Here is a 16,904-nt window from a genome sequence, read left to right on the forward strand (position 1 = left end):
TCGGATAGACGTTCGTATTGGTCCGATGTCGAACCGAACGGATGTCAATGAGTGGCGAACTCCACGCCGGTGATTTCGAATCGAGCACCGCCGGCCGAGCTTTCTGTGACCGAAACCTCCCACCCGTGCGCCTCAGCGATCTGTGAAACACTCTTGAGGCCGATTCCCGAGCCACCGTCCTTTGTGCTGAACTTCTAATCGAACACCTTTTCCCGTTGATCAGGAGGGATTCCCGGCCCGTCGTCCGAAACGAAAAAGCCGTTCTCCACCGGGCTGACGGCGACGTTGACAGCCGTATCCCCGTGTTCAACGGTATTGCGGAACAAGTTCATCAGCAAGCGTTCGAGGAGGCTGGAATCGGCCATGACTGGGTCGATCTCCCCGACATCGATATCCGCGTTGGTCGCTCCTTTCTCCATTTTACCCCAGACCCGTCGGGCGACCACTCCGATCTCCGTGGCAGCCAATTCGGTTTCGGTCGACCCGGTTCGGGTGATATGGAGCACGTCCTCGATGATGCCCTCGATTCGATTCAGCGGTCGGTCGATCGCCTCGCTTGCGATCTCCTCGCTGCCCTTGCCGGTAAACAGAATGAATGGAATGTCGGGGTCAATATCCCGGACAGTCTCCAGAAAATCCAAGCCGTCCGTGCCCGGCATCTCGTAATCGCTCACGACACAGTCGCAGTCGTTCTCTCGCAGATGATCGATCCCTTCGCTTGCCGTTGGTTTCGTCACGACTTCGAATGCGGCGCTTTCCCGTTCGAGAAACGTCCGAACGAGGTCGCTAGCATCCGGGTCGTCATCGACGTGAAGAACCGCTATCGGGTACTCGACCGCCCCGGTGTGGGACGCGACGCCAGAATCAGTGGTCATCAGTCGCGGTCACTGAGTGGACTGTGACCCTGTCTTGGCTATCTATCACGACCGTATTCTCTTTGACGCGAAAGTGGAGTCGCCATTCGATGTCGTCCCTGGCGGCCAAGGTTTCGATGGCATCGATGTCGATATACTCGTACAACGTACAGGTCGGATCCGATGTATCGATGCCCTCACACTCACTGATCGCTTCGACGATCGACGTGGTGATATCGCGGTTGAGACTCATAGGTTCCACTTACCGTCCAAACTGGACATAGTTTTCATGGCACTGGCCGAACCTAATGATGGGCGCTGACTAGTCAGTCCGGGAACTCAAGTTGTTCTTCGAACAGTTCCTGAAAGAGTTCCAGCTGTGCCTTTCGGAGATGAGTGTTGAACGTCTGTCTCGTGATATTCAGCCGGGAGGCGAGTTCCTCACCCGTCACGTTCCGCGGCTGTTCGAAGTAACCTGCGTGATAGGCCATCCCGAGGACGGTTTGCTGGCGTTCCGTGAGCTGTTCCTCGATGATAGTTCGAAGATACGTCGGAGAGGCGATTCGGTTCTGTGACGCGAGTTCGACGTCGGGGAACGTCTCACGGACGGTTTCGACGACGGTCACAGGGTCGACTGTCTCCGGGAACTCCCCGACGAGCCTGCACGTTCCACCCTCGACGATGATCGAACGGAGGTTCCCGTCGAACTGACGGAAGCGTGCAGCAACCGAGTTCGGCCCGACGACGACCTCGTATCGAGACTGCTCGTCCCGTGTGCTCAACAGACGAGCGTCCTCGGCGGTCGGTATTGTATCGAGTGTCGCTCGGACCTCAGTCGGCGTGATACCCTCCACTGTGACGTAGAGCAGCCACGACTGGTCGGGGCCGGGGACGATGCCATCGAACGAGAGATACATGCCGCCACTGAATTCCTCTCGTAGCAGATCGGCGATCTCCTCCGAGTGTAGTTCCAGTTCGATCGACGGGTCGATGATCTCCCGCCGGGCGAGTGCCAGTTCGTTCTCCTTGCGATCGGTGATATCCGTGGTCGTTCCGATCAACCGCCGAGGGCCGTCCCGGGTATACAGTTCACCGCGACCGAGGACCCATATCGTGTCTCCGTCGGTTCGAACCATTCGGAACTCGACCTCGAACGGTCCACTCCCCTCTATGACCTCCGTTATCGCTCGCTCGACCTTCTGGATATCCTCGGGATGAAGGTACTCGGTAAACGCGTCGTAGGTCCCCTCGAAGGTGCCGGGCTCGATGCCCACCAACCGCTCCAGCGCGTCGTTCCATAACACTTCGTCCGTCTCCACGTTCCATTCCCAGACACCTGTATTGGTTGCCTCGAGAGCGACATGGAGCTGTTCCCTCGCCCTTCGGAGTGCTTCGATTCGTTCCTTCTGTCCCGTGATATCCCGTGCGATCCCGATGATCTGTATGACATCTCCGTCCCTGATCACCGGGGTAAGCTTCGTTCGCCAGGTACGCTTCCCCGAAGGCAACTCGAGAACCTCCTCGTAGGAAATCGTCTCCTCGCGGTCGGCGCATCGACATAGGTTTGCCGTCACCTCACTCCCCTGTGGCTCGTCCAAGATCTCACGGGGAGTGGCACCACGGCATTCGTCCGCCGAAAGTCCGGTTTTCGCTTCGTGCGCCGGATTCAACTGACGAAGCTTGAACTCGTAGTCTGAGTCTGTCTCGATAACGTTATACAGGAAGATTGCATCTTTCGCAGAATTGAATATTTCTTCATATATTTGCCTACCACCTTCCATATTTTTCTTTTTAAGACTGCATCCTATAATATATCTGTTTTTTTACTTCCTTCAAAAACGGTCGCTTACGCCGGCATCGGGTTCTCCCTGTGACGGAATCACCGTCCGTATCGTCCAAGTAGCCGACAGTAACCATCTCCGCGTCTGCCATGTGCAACTCTTCGAGCCGGTCCCGGCATTCGGCTGAAGTGGCATCCAGAGGAGGTAGTCCTCGTGGTGCTTGATCAAGAGATCCCATTCGATACCCTTCGAGTTCCAACGATTACTGACCCACGTTCGGATGCATCACGCCTCGTCGGACGGATTCGTTCAAATTTGTCGCCACTGACAACACGCTGATGGAGATCACCAGTACCAATGTCCCACCCGGCGCACACCCGGCCAACGGATGTCCCCCGACCTCGTTCTCATGGCCGGCGTTCTCGCCAGTGGAGCGTTCACCCTCGTACTGGGCATCGTTCACTTCGCGATGCCGTGGCTGCTGGATTTCGACGGCGCGATACCGACCGACGGGGACCCGCTGCGTCCCCTTGAGCTGCTCGTCATCACATACCAGACGAAGCGATCGGATCTCCGTGGAATCGCCCAGATCATGAACCATGCCGTCAGCTACACGTTGGTATCGATCGGACTGGTGGAGTTGCTCGCGTCGCGATGGCTCTCGACGTGGTTCGCGCCGTACCTGTTGGCGTGGATCGCCGGATGGTGGTTTCTCCGCGCGACGACCCAGCGTCACATGGGGTCTCGCACGGGCGATCGACTGGTCGCGGCGGGGTTCGCGCTCATCGGAGTATTCCACTTCGCCGTCGCTGTGATGTAGCGAACTGGGCGGGAACAACTTCGTCGGAGATCGACAGTCGGTGCGTGGCTGTCCGCCGTGACCCCGGAGTCTTTGTCCGGCGCCGCCGAGTAAGAGGTGTGAACGTTCAGGTGTACGGCCCGCTCCGCTCGGCGACGGGATCGAAAGTCGTCGAGATCGATTCCGGGGAGCTACCGGGTCGGCCGACCGTCCGCGACGTGCTCGACGCGCTGTGTGCGGCCCACCCACGTTCGGAGTCTCACCTCAGAGACGAGGACGGAGCGTTGCGCCCGAGCGTCCGGGTGACCGTCGGCGACGACCGGGCAGACCTCGATGACCACTGCCCACCCGACGCCGACGTTCGGGTGTTCCCCGCGATGCGCGGGGGGTAGTTCACAGTCCGTACTGTGCGCGAACGGTCTCCGCGAGCCCGACCTCCTCCAGCGTCTCCATCGGGACGAGCATGGAGAGTTGGACGACGCCCGGCAGGCGGGCGATCTCGACGCCGCCGGTGAAGGTGCAGCGGCCGCGCACCTCGCCCTCGCTCATGTCGAGGAGGTCGCCGGCGCGGTCGAAGGCGTTCTCGGTCGCGTCGTTGATCGTCGCACCCGAGCCGACCACCTGGATCGGCGCGGCGTCGTGAAGTTCGTCCACGTCGTACTCGTTGGCGACGGCCTGCCCCGACTCCCGTTCGGCCTCCGTGTACGGCTTCGCGATGTGTGGCAGGTCCTCCTCGTTGGGAAGCAGGATCGGTCCGCCGAGATCCAGGTCCTTGATCACCTCGACCTCCAACTCGGTCCGGCCGCTCACGTCGGTCGTGTGCAGGGAGAGCTCGCCGTCGCCTTGGTTCGCGTGGAGGTCGCCGACGTAGAGGCCGGCACCGTCGACACGGACGGGGCAGATCAGCGTCGCGCCCGGACGAACGTCGTTGGAGTCGAGATGGCCGTCGGTGCGCGCCTCCAGTTCCGACTCGTCGTCGAGCCCCCAGTCGTGGCTCGCGCCGATGAGGAACTGCCCGAAGTCGCCGGCGTTGTGCGAGTCGGGGAACTCGCGGGCCGGCGTCGTCCCGATGTTCCCGATGAACGGCTGAAGCCGGCCGAGCGCGCCCGGCATCTCGTCGGGCCCGTACAACAGGATCGGGTGCTGACGGGAGTTCTCTGGGAGCGCCATCGCCTCGTCGGCGTTCTCCGCGAGCCGCCGGGCGCCGTCCTCGTCGACGGTGACGCCGACGGTTTTCTCGTCGTCGAAGGCGACGGTGTAGCCGTACTCGAAGCCGAACGAGGACGCGTTCGCGCCGCACTCGGCACAGCGGATCGACTCCTCGCCGGTTCCCTCGACGACGCTCTCGGGCCAGGGGGTGCCGCACTCGGGACACTTGTGGTCGACGAACGGATCGTCGCCGAAGGCGCCCTCGCGTTCGGCCATGCTCCCCGTGCTCGTGGCCGCGCTCGTCACCTCGACGTCCGTGATACGCACGACGAGCGCGTCGCCGGGTTCGGCGTTCTCGACGCGGATCGGCCGCGTCACCTCGTGGCCGCCCCTGAACTTGGGGGTGATCATCGGACCCCAGCACGCCGGCGGCGTGTGCGTGTGAACGGTTCCACCGTCGGCGACGGTCCCCGCCCACTCCTGGTCGGGACCGACGAGGCCGAGGGTGAACGCGTCCACCTCCAGCTCCTCCTGTATCTGTTGGGACATGCGATCGTGACTATGTGTCCCAGTCGCATAATTATCGGCGCCGAGGAACCGATCGCCGGTGTCAGCGCCGTTTCCGGAGGTCCTCCGACCGGAGTTCGCCCTTCGCGTGCCAGGTTCGAGGCCGGCACGCGATCCCGATCGCGGCGACGTAGAAGGCGCCAACGGTGAGGAGAACGACTGTCCCCGGGACCATTCCGATCGCCGCGGCGGCCGGCCATGGGTCCGATGAGAAGGCCGTCGTTCGGATCAACCAGGCAGCCAGGAGGATGGCGAACAGCGGAAGATACACCCGGCGGAGCCGGTGAGCGATCGCCTCCTCGGCCGTTATCTTCAGCGTCGGCGACCGGTAGTCGTCGCCGAGGCGTTCGCGCCACTCCTCGTCGGCGAGGCCGCCCTCCGGGTCGAGCCCGTAGGCCCAGACGTTCTCCTGAATGGTGCGAACGCGCGTGCGCCAGATGTCGTACCCGCGGTAGCGACGCGACTCGATCACCAGGAAGACCGACAGCGTCGCGACGCCGACGAGGATGATGTAGTGGGGGTTGTTCGGGCTGGTGAACGCCCACGTGAGCAGCGCGGCGATAACGACGACCCCCCAGTTCGTCGTCCGATCGAGGCGTTCGCGCCACAGCTTCATCCGGTGAAGCTCCCCCCGGTAGAGGTGCGCCATCGCCGAGCTCGGTCCCATGTCCTCGTCGAGGAGTCCCGCACCGACGTGTGGAGGCGACGCTTCGAGTGGGGTTTCCCCCGACTGTGATTCGTCGGGCTGCGATTCGGACCTTCTCCCGTCACGACCGGAGCCGACCGCGTTTCCGCCGAGGTCGCCCTCCGGAGAGCACTCGGTCTCGTCGCTGTCGGGATCGCCGTCGGGTTCTGCCGTCATCCTCGATCGTTCCGCCAGGAAATCGTCGGTGCCGCCGTCGTCATCGACCGACATCGCCCCGGGAACTCACCCGATCCGAAGCCGCCGACATCGGCAATAGTATGTACCATACTGCCCAATACTGCTTCGAGCGGTTTATCGGTTTTGTCCGGCCCCGACGGGTTCGACGGTCCCGTTCATTCCTGACCGCGTTGGGATGCATCGGACGCAATTTTGTCCAGATACCGCCAGGGGCGAACCGCAACCTTGTGCGTGTTTCGGGGGTCATCTCCGCCGACTACTGGCGGAACGAGATTGTAAATGGCACACACAACCCTTATATCGCCGGAGATCGTTCGTATTACCAGACAAATGCCCGATTCGATGTCCGAACAACTCCGACGGGACATGGAGTGCGAGGGGCTGCTCGAGTGCTTTCACGGCCTGAAGGAACTCGACAAGGACTGCTTCCAGGCGCTGGTTTCGGCCGACTCGCAGCTCACGATCGACGAGATCGCCGAGCGCGTCGACAGGGAGCGGTCGACCGCCTACCGCTCGGTTCAGCGACTCCTGAACGCGGGTTTCATCCAGAAGGATCAGATCAACTACGATCAGGGCGGGTACTACCACGTGTACAGCCCGAGGGACCCGTCGCAGATCGCCGACGACATGCAGCGCATGCTCAACGACTGGTACGCCAAGATGGGCCAGCTCATCGGCGAGTTCGAGACGAAATACGAGCAGTCCGAGCAGGTCCCCGCCGAGAACTGACGGGTCACACGTCCGACTAGCACTCCAGCCAGCCTCGTTGCGCTGGTCGAATCATCGCTCTCGTAGTTCTGTTTAGTATCCCCATGACAATACATTACTGCAAGGAGAGTAACTGAATGGAGTCCGAGTTAGGATATTCCGTGGGTTCCCGGCCGTGGGCGGATTGGCATCGATCGGACACAGCGACCGTTGACTATTGTACTTGGTCGCCGACTGCGAGGTCATGGACGAAGTCGATTTCCTCGTCATCGGATCCGGTTCCGGGCTCGACGTCGCGAACGCGGCCGCGAACCGGGGACAGTCCGTCGCGATCGTGGAGAAGGGTCCGCTCGGTGGTACCTGTCTCAACCGCGGCTGTATCCCGTCGAAGATGCTGCTGTACCACGCGGAGATCCTTGAGACGATCGAGCGGGCCGACGAGTTCCACATCGACGCGACCGTCGAGGGCGTGGACTTCTCGACGATCGTCCGGGAGGTCAACGAGGAGGTCGAGGGCGACTCGGCGTCGATCCGGGAGGGACTTCGGTCGTCGCCGAGACACGATCTGTACGAAGGAGAGGGTCGATTCGTCGACGACAACACCGTCGAGATCGTCGGCGGCGACGACGACGGAACGCGGATCGCTGCCGATACGATCCTCATCGCGGCGGGGACGCGACCGGCGATCCCGCCGATCGACGGGATCGACGACGTGGACTATCTGACCAGCACCGAGGCCCTGCAACTGGAGACGCCGCCCGACCACCTCGTCATCGTCGGCGGCGGCTACATCGCCGCCGAGCTCGGCCACTTCTTCGAGACGTTCGGGAGCGAGGTGACGATCGTTGGTCGCCGGCCGAACCTCCTCCCGGAGGCGGACCCGGAGGTCGCCGAGGCGTTCACCGACCGCTACGGGGAGCGGATGACCGTCCACACGGGCCACGCCGCGACGGCGGTCTCGCAGTCAGACGGGGAGGTCACCGTCGAGGCGAAGCCGTACGAGTACGGGGATGACGGCGATGACGGCGACGATGGCGGGATCGTGGACGACGATCCGGTGTCGGTGACGGGGGACGAACTCCTCGTCGCCGCCGGTCGGACGCCGAACACGGACACGTTGAACCTCGGGGAGACCGGCATCGAGACCGACGAACGGGGGTTCGTCGAGACCGACGAGTACCTCCGGACGACCGTCGACGGCGTGTGGGCCCTCGGCGACATCGTCGGGGAATATCTGCTGAAACACAGCGCCAACCACGAGGCACAGGCGGTGGTACGGAACCTCTTCGGCGACGAGCTCGAAGCGGTCGACTACTCCGCGATGCCGTTCGCCGTGTTCGCGTCGCCCGAAGTCGCGGGCGTCGGCGCGACCGAGGACGAACTCCGGGCGGCCGGCCGCGAGTACGCGACTCGAACGTACGCCTACGACCAGACTGCACGGGGAAGCGCGATGAAGGCGGACGGGTTCCTGAAGGCGATCATAACACTCGAGGGCGAGATCCTCGGGTGTCACATCGTCGGCCCGGAGGCGTCGAATCTCATCGAGGAGGTCGTCGTCGCGATGAAGTCGGGATCGGGGACCGTCCGGGACATCCGTGAGTCGGTGCACGTTCACCCCGCGCTCTCGGAGGTCGTCCAGCGAGGGTTCTCCGGCCAGTTCACACGAGGCGGCGACGGTCACTCACACTGAAGCGAGGTCGGCGTATCGCTGCGACCGACTGTTCGAACGGGTGTCTCGGAGGCTGCCCGGATCACGGCGGTGAGGCCGGTCGCTTGCTCCGATGACAAACTATTATTTGCTGATTCGATATCGAGGTTCGATAGAGCGAAGACTTCCTTACCCCAGAAGACAATATTAACATACGAGGGCGGCAACGATCGAGTGATGACGAGGTCCAACAAGGACTGGTGGCCAGACCAGCTGAACCTAGAGATCCTCGACCACAACGCCCAGAACGCGGGGCCGGTGGACGAGGAATTCGACTACGCGGAGGCCTTCCAGTCGCTCGACTACGAGCAGGTGAAGGCGGACATCGAGGACGTGATGACGACGTCCCAGGAGTGGTGGCCGGCCGACTACGGCCACTACGGCCCGCTGTTCATCCGGATGGCGTGGCACAGCGCCGGGACGTACCGGACGTACGACGGGCGCGGCGGCGCCTCCGGCGGCCGACAGCGGCTCCCCCCGCTCGACAGCTGGCCGGACAACGCGAACCTCGACAAGGCGCGCCGGCTGCTGTGGCCGGTCAAACAGAAGTACGGGCGCAAGCTCTCGTGGGGCGACCTGATCGTCCTCGCCGGCAACGTCGCGCTCGAATCGATGGGGTTCGAGACGTTCGGCTTCGCCGGGGGACGTGAGGACGACTACAAGCCCGACGAGGCCGTCGACTGGGGCCCGGAGGAGGAGTTCGAGCTGTCCTCCGAGGACCGGTTCGATGAGGACGGGAGCCTCAAGTGGCCGCTCGGCAACACGGTCATGGGGCTCATCTACGTGAATCCCGAGGGACCGAACGGCGAGCCCGACCTCGACGGCTCCGCACAGAACATCCGCGAGTCGTTCAGCCAGATGGCGATGAACGACGAGGAGACGGTCGCGCTCATCGCCGGCGGACACACGTTCGGGAAGGTCCACGGCGCCGACGACCCCGACGAACACGTCGGCCCCGAGCCCGCGGCCGCACCCATGGAGGACCAGGGCTTCGGCTGGGAGAGCGACTTCGGCGAGGGCAAGGGCCCCGACGCGATCACGAGCGGGATCGAGGGCCCGTGGAACACCACGCCGACCCAGTGGGACACGAGCTACGTCGACAACCTGCTGAACCACGAGTGGGAGCCCGAGAAGGGTCCCGGCGGTGCCTGGCAGTGGACGACCAAAGACGGCGAGCTCGACGACGCCGCACCCGGCGTGCAGGACCCCTCGGACACGGAGGACGTGATGATGCTCACGACCGACGTGGCCCTGAAGCACGACCCGGACTTCCGTGCGGTCCTCGAACGGTTCCAGGAGAACCCGATGGAGTTCGGGATCAGCTTCGCGAAGGCGTGGTACAAGCTCATCCACCGCGACATGGGCCCGCCCGAGCGGTTCCTCGGCCCTGAGGTTCCTGACGAGGAGATGCTGTGGCAGGATCCCCTCCCCGACGCCGACTACGACCTGATCGACGACGAGGACGCCGCCGAGCTGAAGTCGGAGATCCTCGCCACCGACCTGTCGGTCTCGCAGCTGGTCAAGACCGCCTGGGCGTCGGCCTCGACGTACCGCGACAGCGACAAGCGCGGCGGCGCCAACGGCGCCCGCATCCGGCTGGAACCCCAGCGCAGCTGGGAGGTGAACGAGCCGGCCGAACTCGAGACCGTTCTCGAAACGCTCGAGGACGTCCAGGCGGAGTTCAACGCCGCGCAGTCCGACGACACGAAGGTCTCGCTCGCGGACGTGATCGTGCTCGGCGGCAACGCGGCCGTCGAGCAGGCCGCCGCGGACGCCGGCTACGACGTGGAGATCGCCTTCGACCCCGGTCGGACGGACGCTTCGCAGGAGCAGACCGACGAGGAGTCGTTCGAGGCGCTCAAGCCGCACGCCGACGGCTTCCGCAACTACATTAGCGACGACGCCCCGCGCCGCGCCGAGGACCTGCTGGTCGACAACTCGGACCTGCTGAACCTGTCGGTCAGCGAGATGACGGCGCTGCTGGGCGGCATGCGCGCGCTCGGCGCGACGTATCAGGACACCGATCGCGGCGTCCTCACCGACGAGCCCGAGACGCTGACCAACGACTTCTTCGTGAACATGCTGACCATGGACACGGAGTGGGAACCGGTCTCGGAGTCGCGGCAGGTCTTCGAGGGCATCGACCGCGAGACTGGCGAGGTCGAGTGGGAGGCCACCCGCTTCGATCTCGTGTTCGGCTCGAACTCCCGCCTTCGTACCATCTCTGAGGTGTACGCCGCCGAGGACGGCGAGGAGCAGTTCGTCGAGGACTTCGTCGACACCTGGGAGAAGGTCATGCGGCTCGACCGCTTCGACCTCGAGTAGCGACGCACGCGACCGACGCGCCGACTCCGTTTTCTTTCCGTTTGCTTCCTGAGCGACTAGGTAGCTCTGCGAATTCAGAAACCCCGGTTCGCCGCCGGACCCACTGTCGGTCCCGTCCGACCGGCTACGTCGCCGTCGCGACGTACACGCCCGCGATGTCCGTCTCCTCGACGCGGAGGGTCACCTCCGCCCCCTCGCTGGCGGGCTCGTCGGTCACAACGGTCACCGCCTCAACCGGTTCGCGTGCGAGAAACGCCCGGATCCGATCGAGCCACGACTGTCGGCCGCCCCGGCGACCGACGAGGACGTGGTGAGCGTCGGCGATCTCACGGAGCGCGGGCTGCAGATCGGCCTCGTCGAGTTCCTCGGGCCCGACGGCGTGTACCACCTCGATCGTGATCGTCTCGGTCACGGTCGTGTGTTCGGCCGCTGGCGCATCCCCTTGTTGGTCCTCGATGGAGATTCGCGCCTAGTCGTGTCGACGCCGACGATGAGTCAAAGGGGGGTTTGACCGTACGGCGGGCTTATCGTCGCCCTCGATAACTACCGATCGTGCAACACAGACGAGCCCTCCTCCGTGCGGCCGGCGTCATCGGCCTCGCGGGACTCGCCGGCTGTACCGGCCTCGCGAACGGAACGACCGAACGACCGCTCACCGACGGCGGAACCGGGACCGACGACGCCGACGGCGGACCCGATGACGGCGGCGACGGGGACGGAACCCGTCCCTCCGACCGCGAGTACCCGCCGGGCGCGACCCACGAGGCGGCGATCGCCTCGCAGGACGCCGCGCCGGAGCTTCCGATCAGCCCGCGCGTCTCGCTCGCGAACCCGTACGTGACGGACGGCTCCCCCGTGGTACTCCGCGTCGACGTCGAGAACGACACCGACGAGCCGGTCATGATCGGCGAGTACCGCCCCGTCGTCTTCCACTACGTCCGAGACGCCGACGGAACGTTCGTCTGGTACCCCCACTCCGACCGATCGACGAGCGGCGAACCGGACCGGGCGCTCCCGGATCTCGACCTCGCGGACGAGGGGTGCTGGCGGCTCGCCTCCGGGATCGCACAGACGATGGAGTACGGGACCGTCGAGATCCCCGGCAGCGGGACACTCACGACGTTCGTCGGGTTGTACGTAACACACGATGCCTCGGGCATCGATGGCTGTTTCCCGACCGGAACAGCCCGGTTCGAGACGACCTACACGGACCACACCGGCGGGATCGCGGGCGACGAGGAATCGCCGAGCGCGAAGTGGGGCTTCGATCTGTCGATCGAGGCGATCGACTCGGCCTGAGCGGGATCGCCGTCACGACCGACGTTTAATCGCGCGCGTCGAGGATCGATCCGGTCAACGTCCCGGGATCGACGCTCGCGTACTGCGCCAGCGCGTCGAAGTGCTCGTCGCAGATCGTCGACCCCGACGTGATAGCCCGGGACGGGTCGGCTCGGAGGTGCTCGTCGACGAACGCCTCGGCGACGAGCGCGAGCCGCGCGTCGGGATCGCTCCCGTCGTCGGCGGCGAGTGCGTCGTCGGCGCGCGAGAGCAGCAGCGCGGCCGTCGTCACGTCGTAGATCAGGTTCGCCAGCTCCTTGGCGTGGTACTGGGCGTACTCGGCGTCCTCGGTCGCGAGCGTTCCCAGCGACGCCTGGAGCGCCTCGAACGACTCCCGGATCTCCGCCGAGAGGGCCGTGAGTCGGTCGTCGTCGACGGCGAGCAGTTCCGAGACGAACGGGACCAACGCCTCGTGGGCGCGCTCGCGTTCGAGCACGCGAAGCACGTCAAGCGAGATGACGTTCGAGGCGCCCTCCCAGATCGGGAGCACCTGCGTGTCACGGAGCAGTCGCGGCGTCGTGTGCTCGCGGACGTACCCGTTACCGCCGAGCACCTCCATGCAGTAGGAGGCGACACCGACGGAGTCGCGAGCGGTCCGGTACTTCGCCACCGGAACCAGGAGGCGCATGAGCTTGAACGCCCGATCCTCGTCCGACTCGGTGTCGTTCCCTGACTCCGTCCTCCGCTTGTACTCGTTGTACCACCGCGCGGCCTCGAACGAGAACGTCGCGGCCCCCTCGTACTCGACGGTCAACTCCGCGAGGTCGCGTCGCATGAGCGGGTGTTCCTCGAGGCGCTTGCCGAACGTCTCCCGGTCGGCCGCGTGCACCTTCGCCTCCAACAACGCGCGGCCAATCACCCCGACGGCGCCGGTCGCGTTCGTCAGCCGCTCGTAGTTCATCATCTCCGCCATCAGCCGGAAGCCGTCGCCCTCCTCGCCGATCAGATACCCCGTGGCGCCCCGGAACTCGATCTCCCCCGTCGGCACCGACAGCGTTCCAAGCTTGTCCTTCAGGCGGCGAAACAGCGAGTCGTTCACCTCGCCGTCGATCTCACGGGGGACGAGAAACAGCGACAGGCCCGCGGTTCCGTCGGGGGCGTCGGGCGTCCGAGCGAGCGCGAGCGCCCCCTGCGCGTCGATGTTCGAACAGAACCACTTCTCGCCGAACAGGCGGTAGGTGCCGTCGTCGGCCGGCTCGGCGCGGACCTCGTTGGCGCCTACGTCGCTGCCGCCCTGCTTCTCGGTGAGGAACATCGCCCCCTCGATGTGCTCGTCGATATCGGCGCTGGTCAGTCGGTCGAGGTACTCCTCACAGTCGTGGTCGGCCGCGTCGAGCACGATCGCCGCGCCGGTCGTCATCGACGCCGGGCAGGTGAACCCGATGTCGCAGTACGACAACAGCGCCTGCATCGCGAGCGCGTGCGTGAAGCTCGCCGGTTCGTCGCGTCCCGGCGGCGCGTGAAACGGGTCGTGCGTGAGCCGGAACTCGTCGTAGACGACCCGCTCGTTCTCCCGCTGGTCTGGGTGGTACTCGACCTCGTTGGCGACCTCGCCGTCGGCGTCGTAGGTGTGCAGCTCCGGCGGGTGTCGGTCGATCCGGTCGGACCGGTCGGCGATGCCGTGGCCGCACGCGTGTCCGAACCGCTCCAGGATCTGGTTCGCCCACTCGAACTCCCCGTTGGGGTACGCACGTTCGGCGGCGGCCCGCAACGTCGGGTCCATCCGCCAGTAGTTGCACTCGCGGCCCGCCGAGAGGGTGCCGTAGTCGATGGGGCCAGTTGACATGCACCACGCTCTCGGTTCCTGTCGTATCAACGTTGCCGTCGGATACCCGAACCGGATTTCCGCGGGAGGAGTCGGCCCGCTCCCTACTCGTTCGTTCTGACCGTTATCACCGGGACCGGGGCCGACCGAACGGTCTTCTCGGCGACGCTTCCCAACGTGATCCGGTCGGTTCCGGTGCGGCCGACCGTCCCCATGACGACGGCGTCGATGTCGTCCTCGTCGATGGTGTCGAGGATGCCTTCCACCGGGCTCCCCCGTTCGCGGTGGCGAACCACCTCGTCGATGTCGTACGCGTCGGCCCTGGAGACGACGTCGTCGAGGGCCTCGTCGGCCGCTTCGGTCCCTGATTCGGCCGCCTCGGCCGACCGCACGTCGAGTCCGAGCGATCGGTCGTCGACGACCGACAGCGCGTGGACGGTCGCACCCAGCGCGGACGCGAGCCCCAGGCCGTGCTCGACGGCGGCGGTCGCCCCCGGGCTCCCGTCGGTCGGAAGCAGGACGTTCTCGTAGGGGAACGCGAGCCGCTCGTCCGGGTGCATGCGCGCCGTCAATACCGGCACCGACGACAGCCGGACGACTTTCTCGGTCACGCTGCCGAGAAGGAACCGGGAGATCCCCTGGCGGCCGTGCGTGGACATCACGATCAGGTCGTGTCCGTAGCGCTCGGCGTACTCGGGGATCTCCGACGGCGGGTTCCCCTGTATCACGTCCGTCTCGTAGTCGACGTCGTTCGAGACGAGCACCCGCTCGGCCTCCTCGACGACGGTTTCTCCCTGCTCGACGAGCGCGTCCACCGTTTCGCCCCCGACAACGGTCACCGAATCGCGCGTCGTATCGGCGACGAAGAGGACGTGAACCGTGGCGTCCGCCGTGTTCGCGATCTCGGAGACGTGGTCGAGAACGGCCGTCGCGCCGTCGCTCCCGTCGAACGGAACGAGGATGTCATCGTACATGGTCGATCGGCGTACCGTACTCTCCGCAGTCCGTAATGGTTTGTCCCCGCCGCGCTCGGAACAGTCCGTCGCGATCGAACCTCCGCCGGCAGATATATCATTGTCGTTCGTGATATATCAACCACGGAGCGTGATGGTTGTGAACACACCACCTGCAGGCGGGACAGATCGGGCGCCCCGAAAGCGGTCCCCCGGCAGTTCCCCTTCAAATCCGCGAGCGGCTGTCGGACACGCCCTCTGTGCGGCGATCGGGTTCGTCGCGACGGTCGCGTTCGCCGTCCTCTTCTACTCGGAGTTGGTGGCCGCGATCGAGGGACTCCAGCCGGAACTATTGACGACGACCGCGTTGGTGTTCGTCCTCGTTTGGGTGTGGGCGGGGATCTGGACGGCGGCCGAGGCGGCGTGGGAGTGGCGATCCAGGCGGACCCGACTCGAACGGTAGCGATCGAGTCGGATTCCTCCCACGGCTAAAGCCGTGGGCTTCCTCCTTGCATCTCTGTGACCGTAGTGGGGACGCCAGCCGTCGATAGTCCCGAGTTCGAACGCATGGTCGCCCCCGAGCCACCGGGACACGCCGGTGCAATTAAATCCCGAACGCGGACAGGTCGGGTATGGCGAACGACGAGCGGCCGACGATCTCGGTCGGCAGCGGCTCCACTGACTCGACTCCGAGCGACGCCGAGGGGGTCGCGATCGCGTGTCTCCGCGCCGGCATCGAGGCCGCCCTTCCCGAGACGGTCGTCGCCGATGCCGTCTCGCTGGACGGTGACGCACTCCGCGTCGGCGACGCTACCTACGACCTCGGTGCGTACGACCGGGTCGTCGTGGTCGGGGGCGGCAAGGCGGCCGACGGCGCGGCGGCCGCGCTGGAGTCGCTCCTGGGCGATCGGATCGACGCGGGCACGGTCGTCGTCGACGACACGGGGAGCTCCGCCCCCGGGGGCAATGTGGACAGCGCACGGAGCGAACAGGTAGAACAGGTCGAACGGATCGAACGAGTCGTCGGCGGACATCCTGTCCCGACGAGCGACGGCGTCGAGGGGACCGAACGGGCGGTCGAGTTGGCTCGGTCGGCAGGCGAGGAAACGCTCGTGCTCGCGGTGATCACCGGCGGCGCGAGCGCCCTGTTCGCGTCGCCGGTCGACTCGGTCGGCCTGTCCGCGTTGTGCGAGACCACGGACGCGATGTTGAGCGCCGGCGCCGACATCGACGAGATCAACGCCGTCCGCAAGCATCTTTCCCGGGTGAAAGGTGGCCGGTTCGCGGCGGCGGCCGCCCCCGCGATGGTCGTCGGGGTCGTCCTCAGCGACGTGGTCGGCGACGACCTCGGCGTGATCGGGAGCGGTCCGATCGCGCCCGACGACTCGACGTACGCCGAGGCGCTCGACGTGCTCGACCGCTACGGGATCGACGCGCCGACCGTCGTCCGCGACCACTTGGAGCGCGGCGCACGCGGCGCCGAGCCCGAGACGCCGACCGCCGACGCGACGGCGTTCGACCGGGTCGACACGCACGTGATCGCCTCCGCGGCGACCGCGCTGGATGCGGCCGCGACGGCTGCGAAAAAGCGCGGGTACGACCCGTTGATCCTGTCGAGTCGCATCCGGGGGGAGGCCCGCGAGGCGGGCGTGACGCACGCCGCGATCGCCGAGGAGATCGTCGACTCGGGGAACCCGCTCGACCCGCCGGCGCTCGTCCTCTCGGGGGGCGAGACGACGGTGACCGTCGAGGGCGACGGGACCGGCGGGCCGAACCTCGAATGTGTCCTCGCCGCCGGCATCGAGTTCGCGAGCCCCGACTCGCCGGTTCAGGGTCGGTCCGTCGCGTTCCTCGCGGCCGACACGGACGGTCGCGACGGCAGCACGGACGCCGCAGGGGCAGTAGTGACGCCGCAAACGATCGCGGACGCCGCCGACGCTGCGGACGCACGCGCCGCCCTCGACGATAACGACGCGCTCCCGGCGCTTTCCGAGCGCAACGCGGTCGTCACGACCGGCGCGACGGGGACGAACGTCAACGACCTCCGAGTGATCGTGGTCGGAGAATGAGCGGG

General features: G+C 65.5%; 15 protein-coding genes and 1 pseudogene. 8 read left to right on the plus strand and 8 right to left on the minus strand.

Going from position 1 to position 16,904, the window contains the following annotated elements; genetic code table 11:
- Positions 1-44 precede the first annotated feature (44 nt).
- From K6T50_RS17680 to K6T50_RS17690, 3 genes and pseudogenes are all read right to left on the minus strand, one after another.
- Positions 45-875: pseudogene (locus tag K6T50_RS17680) on the minus strand (sensor histidine kinase).
- Positions 865-1,107 carry a HalOD1 output domain-containing protein gene (locus K6T50_RS17685; protein ID WP_222609168.1) on the minus strand — a complete coding sequence of 81 codons (243 nt, stop codon included), beginning with the start codon at positions 1,105-1,107 and terminating at the stop codon, positions 865-867. Before K6T50_RS17685 ends, K6T50_RS17680 begins: the two are co-directional and overlap by 11 nt.
- A gap of 73 nt (positions 1,108-1,180) precedes the next feature.
- Complete coding sequence (locus tag K6T50_RS17690) at positions 1,181-2,635, minus strand: bacterio-opsin activator domain-containing protein (protein ID WP_222609169.1); 1,455 nt, start codon at positions 2,633-2,635, stop codon at positions 1,181-1,183.
- A gap of 388 nt (positions 2,636-3,023) precedes the next feature.
- Here K6T50_RS17690 and K6T50_RS17695 point away from each other — a divergent pair, with 388 nt between their 5' ends.
- Both K6T50_RS17695 and K6T50_RS17700 read left to right on the plus strand, forming a co-directional pair.
- The gene (locus K6T50_RS17695; protein ID WP_222609170.1) at positions 3,024-3,455 is read left to right on the plus strand and encodes a hypothetical protein; all 432 of its coding nucleotides are present in this window, start codon (positions 3,024-3,026) and stop codon (positions 3,453-3,455) included.
- 98 nt (positions 3,456-3,553) lie between these two features.
- Positions 3,554-3,826, plus strand: coding sequence for a MoaD/ThiS family protein (locus K6T50_RS17700; protein ID WP_222609171.1), 273 nt, complete (start codon positions 3,554-3,556; stop codon positions 3,824-3,826).
- A 1-nt stretch (position 3,827) separates the two neighbouring features.
- On the opposite strand, the gene K6T50_RS17705 is transcribed toward K6T50_RS17700, so the two are convergent.
- Together K6T50_RS17705 and K6T50_RS17710 are read right to left on the minus strand one after the other, a co-directional pair.
- The gene (locus K6T50_RS17705; protein ID WP_222609172.1) at positions 3,828-5,132 is read right to left on the minus strand and encodes an acetamidase/formamidase family protein; all 1,305 of its coding nucleotides are present in this window, start codon (positions 5,130-5,132) and stop codon (positions 3,828-3,830) included.
- 61 nt (positions 5,133-5,193) lie between these two features.
- Entirely contained in the window at positions 5,194-6,066 is an 873-nt protein-coding gene (locus K6T50_RS17710) for a DUF2270 domain-containing protein (protein WP_225935456.1), read from the minus strand.
- A gap of 297 nt (positions 6,067-6,363) precedes the next feature.
- Between K6T50_RS17710 and K6T50_RS17715 the strand changes: the two genes are divergently transcribed.
- The 3 genes from K6T50_RS17715 (at position 6,364) to katG (ending at position 10,774) form a co-directional block, all read left to right on the plus strand.
- Positions 6,364-6,762, plus strand: coding sequence for a helix-turn-helix domain-containing protein (locus K6T50_RS17715; RefSeq protein ID WP_222609173.1), 399 nt, complete (start codon positions 6,364-6,366; stop codon positions 6,760-6,762).
- A 223-nt stretch (positions 6,763-6,985) separates the two neighbouring features.
- Positions 6,986-8,431, plus strand: coding sequence for a dihydrolipoyl dehydrogenase (locus K6T50_RS17720; protein WP_222609174.1), 1,446 nt, complete (start codon positions 6,986-6,988; stop codon positions 8,429-8,431).
- Between the two features lie 195 nt (positions 8,432-8,626).
- Positions 8,627-10,774, plus strand: a complete 2,148-nt coding sequence (gene katG / locus K6T50_RS17725; protein ID WP_222609175.1) for a catalase/peroxidase HPI — start codon at positions 8,627-8,629, stop codon at positions 10,772-10,774.
- A 124-nt stretch (positions 10,775-10,898) separates the two neighbouring features.
- On the opposite strand, the gene K6T50_RS17730 is transcribed toward katG, so the two are convergent.
- On the minus strand, positions 10,899-11,186 hold the full coding sequence (locus K6T50_RS17730; protein ID WP_222609176.1) for a DUF7526 family protein: 288 nt from the start codon (positions 11,184-11,186) through the stop codon (positions 10,899-10,901).
- Between the two features lie 140 nt (positions 11,187-11,326).
- On the opposite strand from K6T50_RS17730, the gene K6T50_RS17735 reads away from it, so the two are divergent.
- Positions 11,327-12,073, plus strand: coding sequence for a hypothetical protein (locus K6T50_RS17735; protein ID WP_222609177.1), 747 nt, complete (start codon positions 11,327-11,329; stop codon positions 12,071-12,073).
- A 25-nt stretch (positions 12,074-12,098) separates the two neighbouring features.
- Here the strand turns inward: K6T50_RS17735 and K6T50_RS17740 are convergent, their stop codons facing one another.
- Together K6T50_RS17740 and K6T50_RS17745 are read right to left on the minus strand one after the other, a co-directional pair.
- On the minus strand, positions 12,099-13,898 hold the full coding sequence (locus K6T50_RS17740) for an acyl-CoA dehydrogenase family protein (protein ID WP_222609178.1): 1,800 nt from the start codon (positions 13,896-13,898) through the stop codon (positions 12,099-12,101).
- 83 nt (positions 13,899-13,981) lie between these two features.
- The gene (locus K6T50_RS17745; RefSeq protein ID WP_222609179.1) at positions 13,982-14,851 is read right to left on the minus strand and encodes a universal stress protein; all 870 of its coding nucleotides are present in this window, start codon (positions 14,849-14,851) and stop codon (positions 13,982-13,984) included.
- A 139-nt stretch (positions 14,852-14,990) separates the two neighbouring features.
- On the opposite strand from K6T50_RS17745, the gene K6T50_RS17750 reads away from it, so the two are divergent.
- Entirely contained in the window at positions 14,991-15,293 is a 303-nt protein-coding gene (locus K6T50_RS17750; RefSeq protein ID WP_222609180.1) for a hypothetical protein, read from the plus strand.
- A gap of 169 nt (positions 15,294-15,462) precedes the next feature.
- On the plus strand, positions 15,463-16,899 hold the full coding sequence (locus K6T50_RS17755; RefSeq protein WP_222609181.1) for a glycerate kinase type-2 family protein: 1,437 nt from the start codon (positions 15,463-15,465) through the stop codon (positions 16,897-16,899).
- Positions 16,900-16,904 lie beyond the last annotated feature (5 nt).

This window comes from Halobaculum magnesiiphilum, from assembly GCF_019823105.1.
In the GTDB taxonomy this organism is placed as follows: domain Archaea; phylum Halobacteriota; class Halobacteria; order Halobacteriales; family Haloferacaceae; genus Halobaculum; species Halobaculum magnesiiphilum.

What these genes read in the sequence shown, in the direction of transcription:
- K6T50_RS17705 (WP_222609172.1), bottom strand. Translation starts at nt 5,132, where the DNA reads ATGTCCCAACAGATACAGGAGGAGCTGGAGGTGGACGCGTTCACCCTC.
- K6T50_RS17690 (WP_222609169.1), bottom strand. Translation starts at nt 2,635, where the DNA reads ATGGAAGGTGGTAGGCAAATATATGAAGAAATATTCAATTCTGCGAAA.
- K6T50_RS17715 (WP_222609173.1), top strand. Translation starts at nt 6,364, where the DNA reads ATGCCCGATTCGATGTCCGAACAACTCCGACGGGACATGGAGTGCGAG.
- K6T50_RS17685 (WP_222609168.1), bottom strand. Translation starts at nt 1,107, where the DNA reads ATGAGTCTCAACCGCGATATCACCACGTCGATCGTCGAAGCGATCAGT.
- K6T50_RS17695 (WP_222609170.1), top strand. Translation starts at nt 3,024, where the DNA reads ATGTCCCCCGACCTCGTTCTCATGGCCGGCGTTCTCGCCAGTGGAGCG.
- K6T50_RS17745 (WP_222609179.1), bottom strand. Translation starts at nt 14,851, where the DNA reads ATGTACGATGACATCCTCGTTCCGTTCGACGGGAGCGACGGCGCGACG.
- katG (WP_222609175.1), top strand. Translation starts at nt 8,627, where the DNA reads ATGACGAGGTCCAACAAGGACTGGTGGCCAGACCAGCTGAACCTAGAG.
- K6T50_RS17720 (WP_222609174.1), top strand. Translation starts at nt 6,986, where the DNA reads ATGGACGAAGTCGATTTCCTCGTCATCGGATCCGGTTCCGGGCTCGAC.
- K6T50_RS17710 (WP_225935456.1), bottom strand. Translation starts at nt 6,066, where the DNA reads ATGTCGGTCGATGACGACGGCGGCACCGACGATTTCCTGGCGGAACGA.
- K6T50_RS17740 (WP_222609178.1), bottom strand. Translation starts at nt 13,898, where the DNA reads ATGTCAACTGGCCCCATCGACTACGGCACCCTCTCGGCGGGCCGCGAG.
- K6T50_RS17755 (WP_222609181.1), top strand. Translation starts at nt 15,463, where the DNA reads ATGGCGAACGACGAGCGGCCGACGATCTCGGTCGGCAGCGGCTCCACT.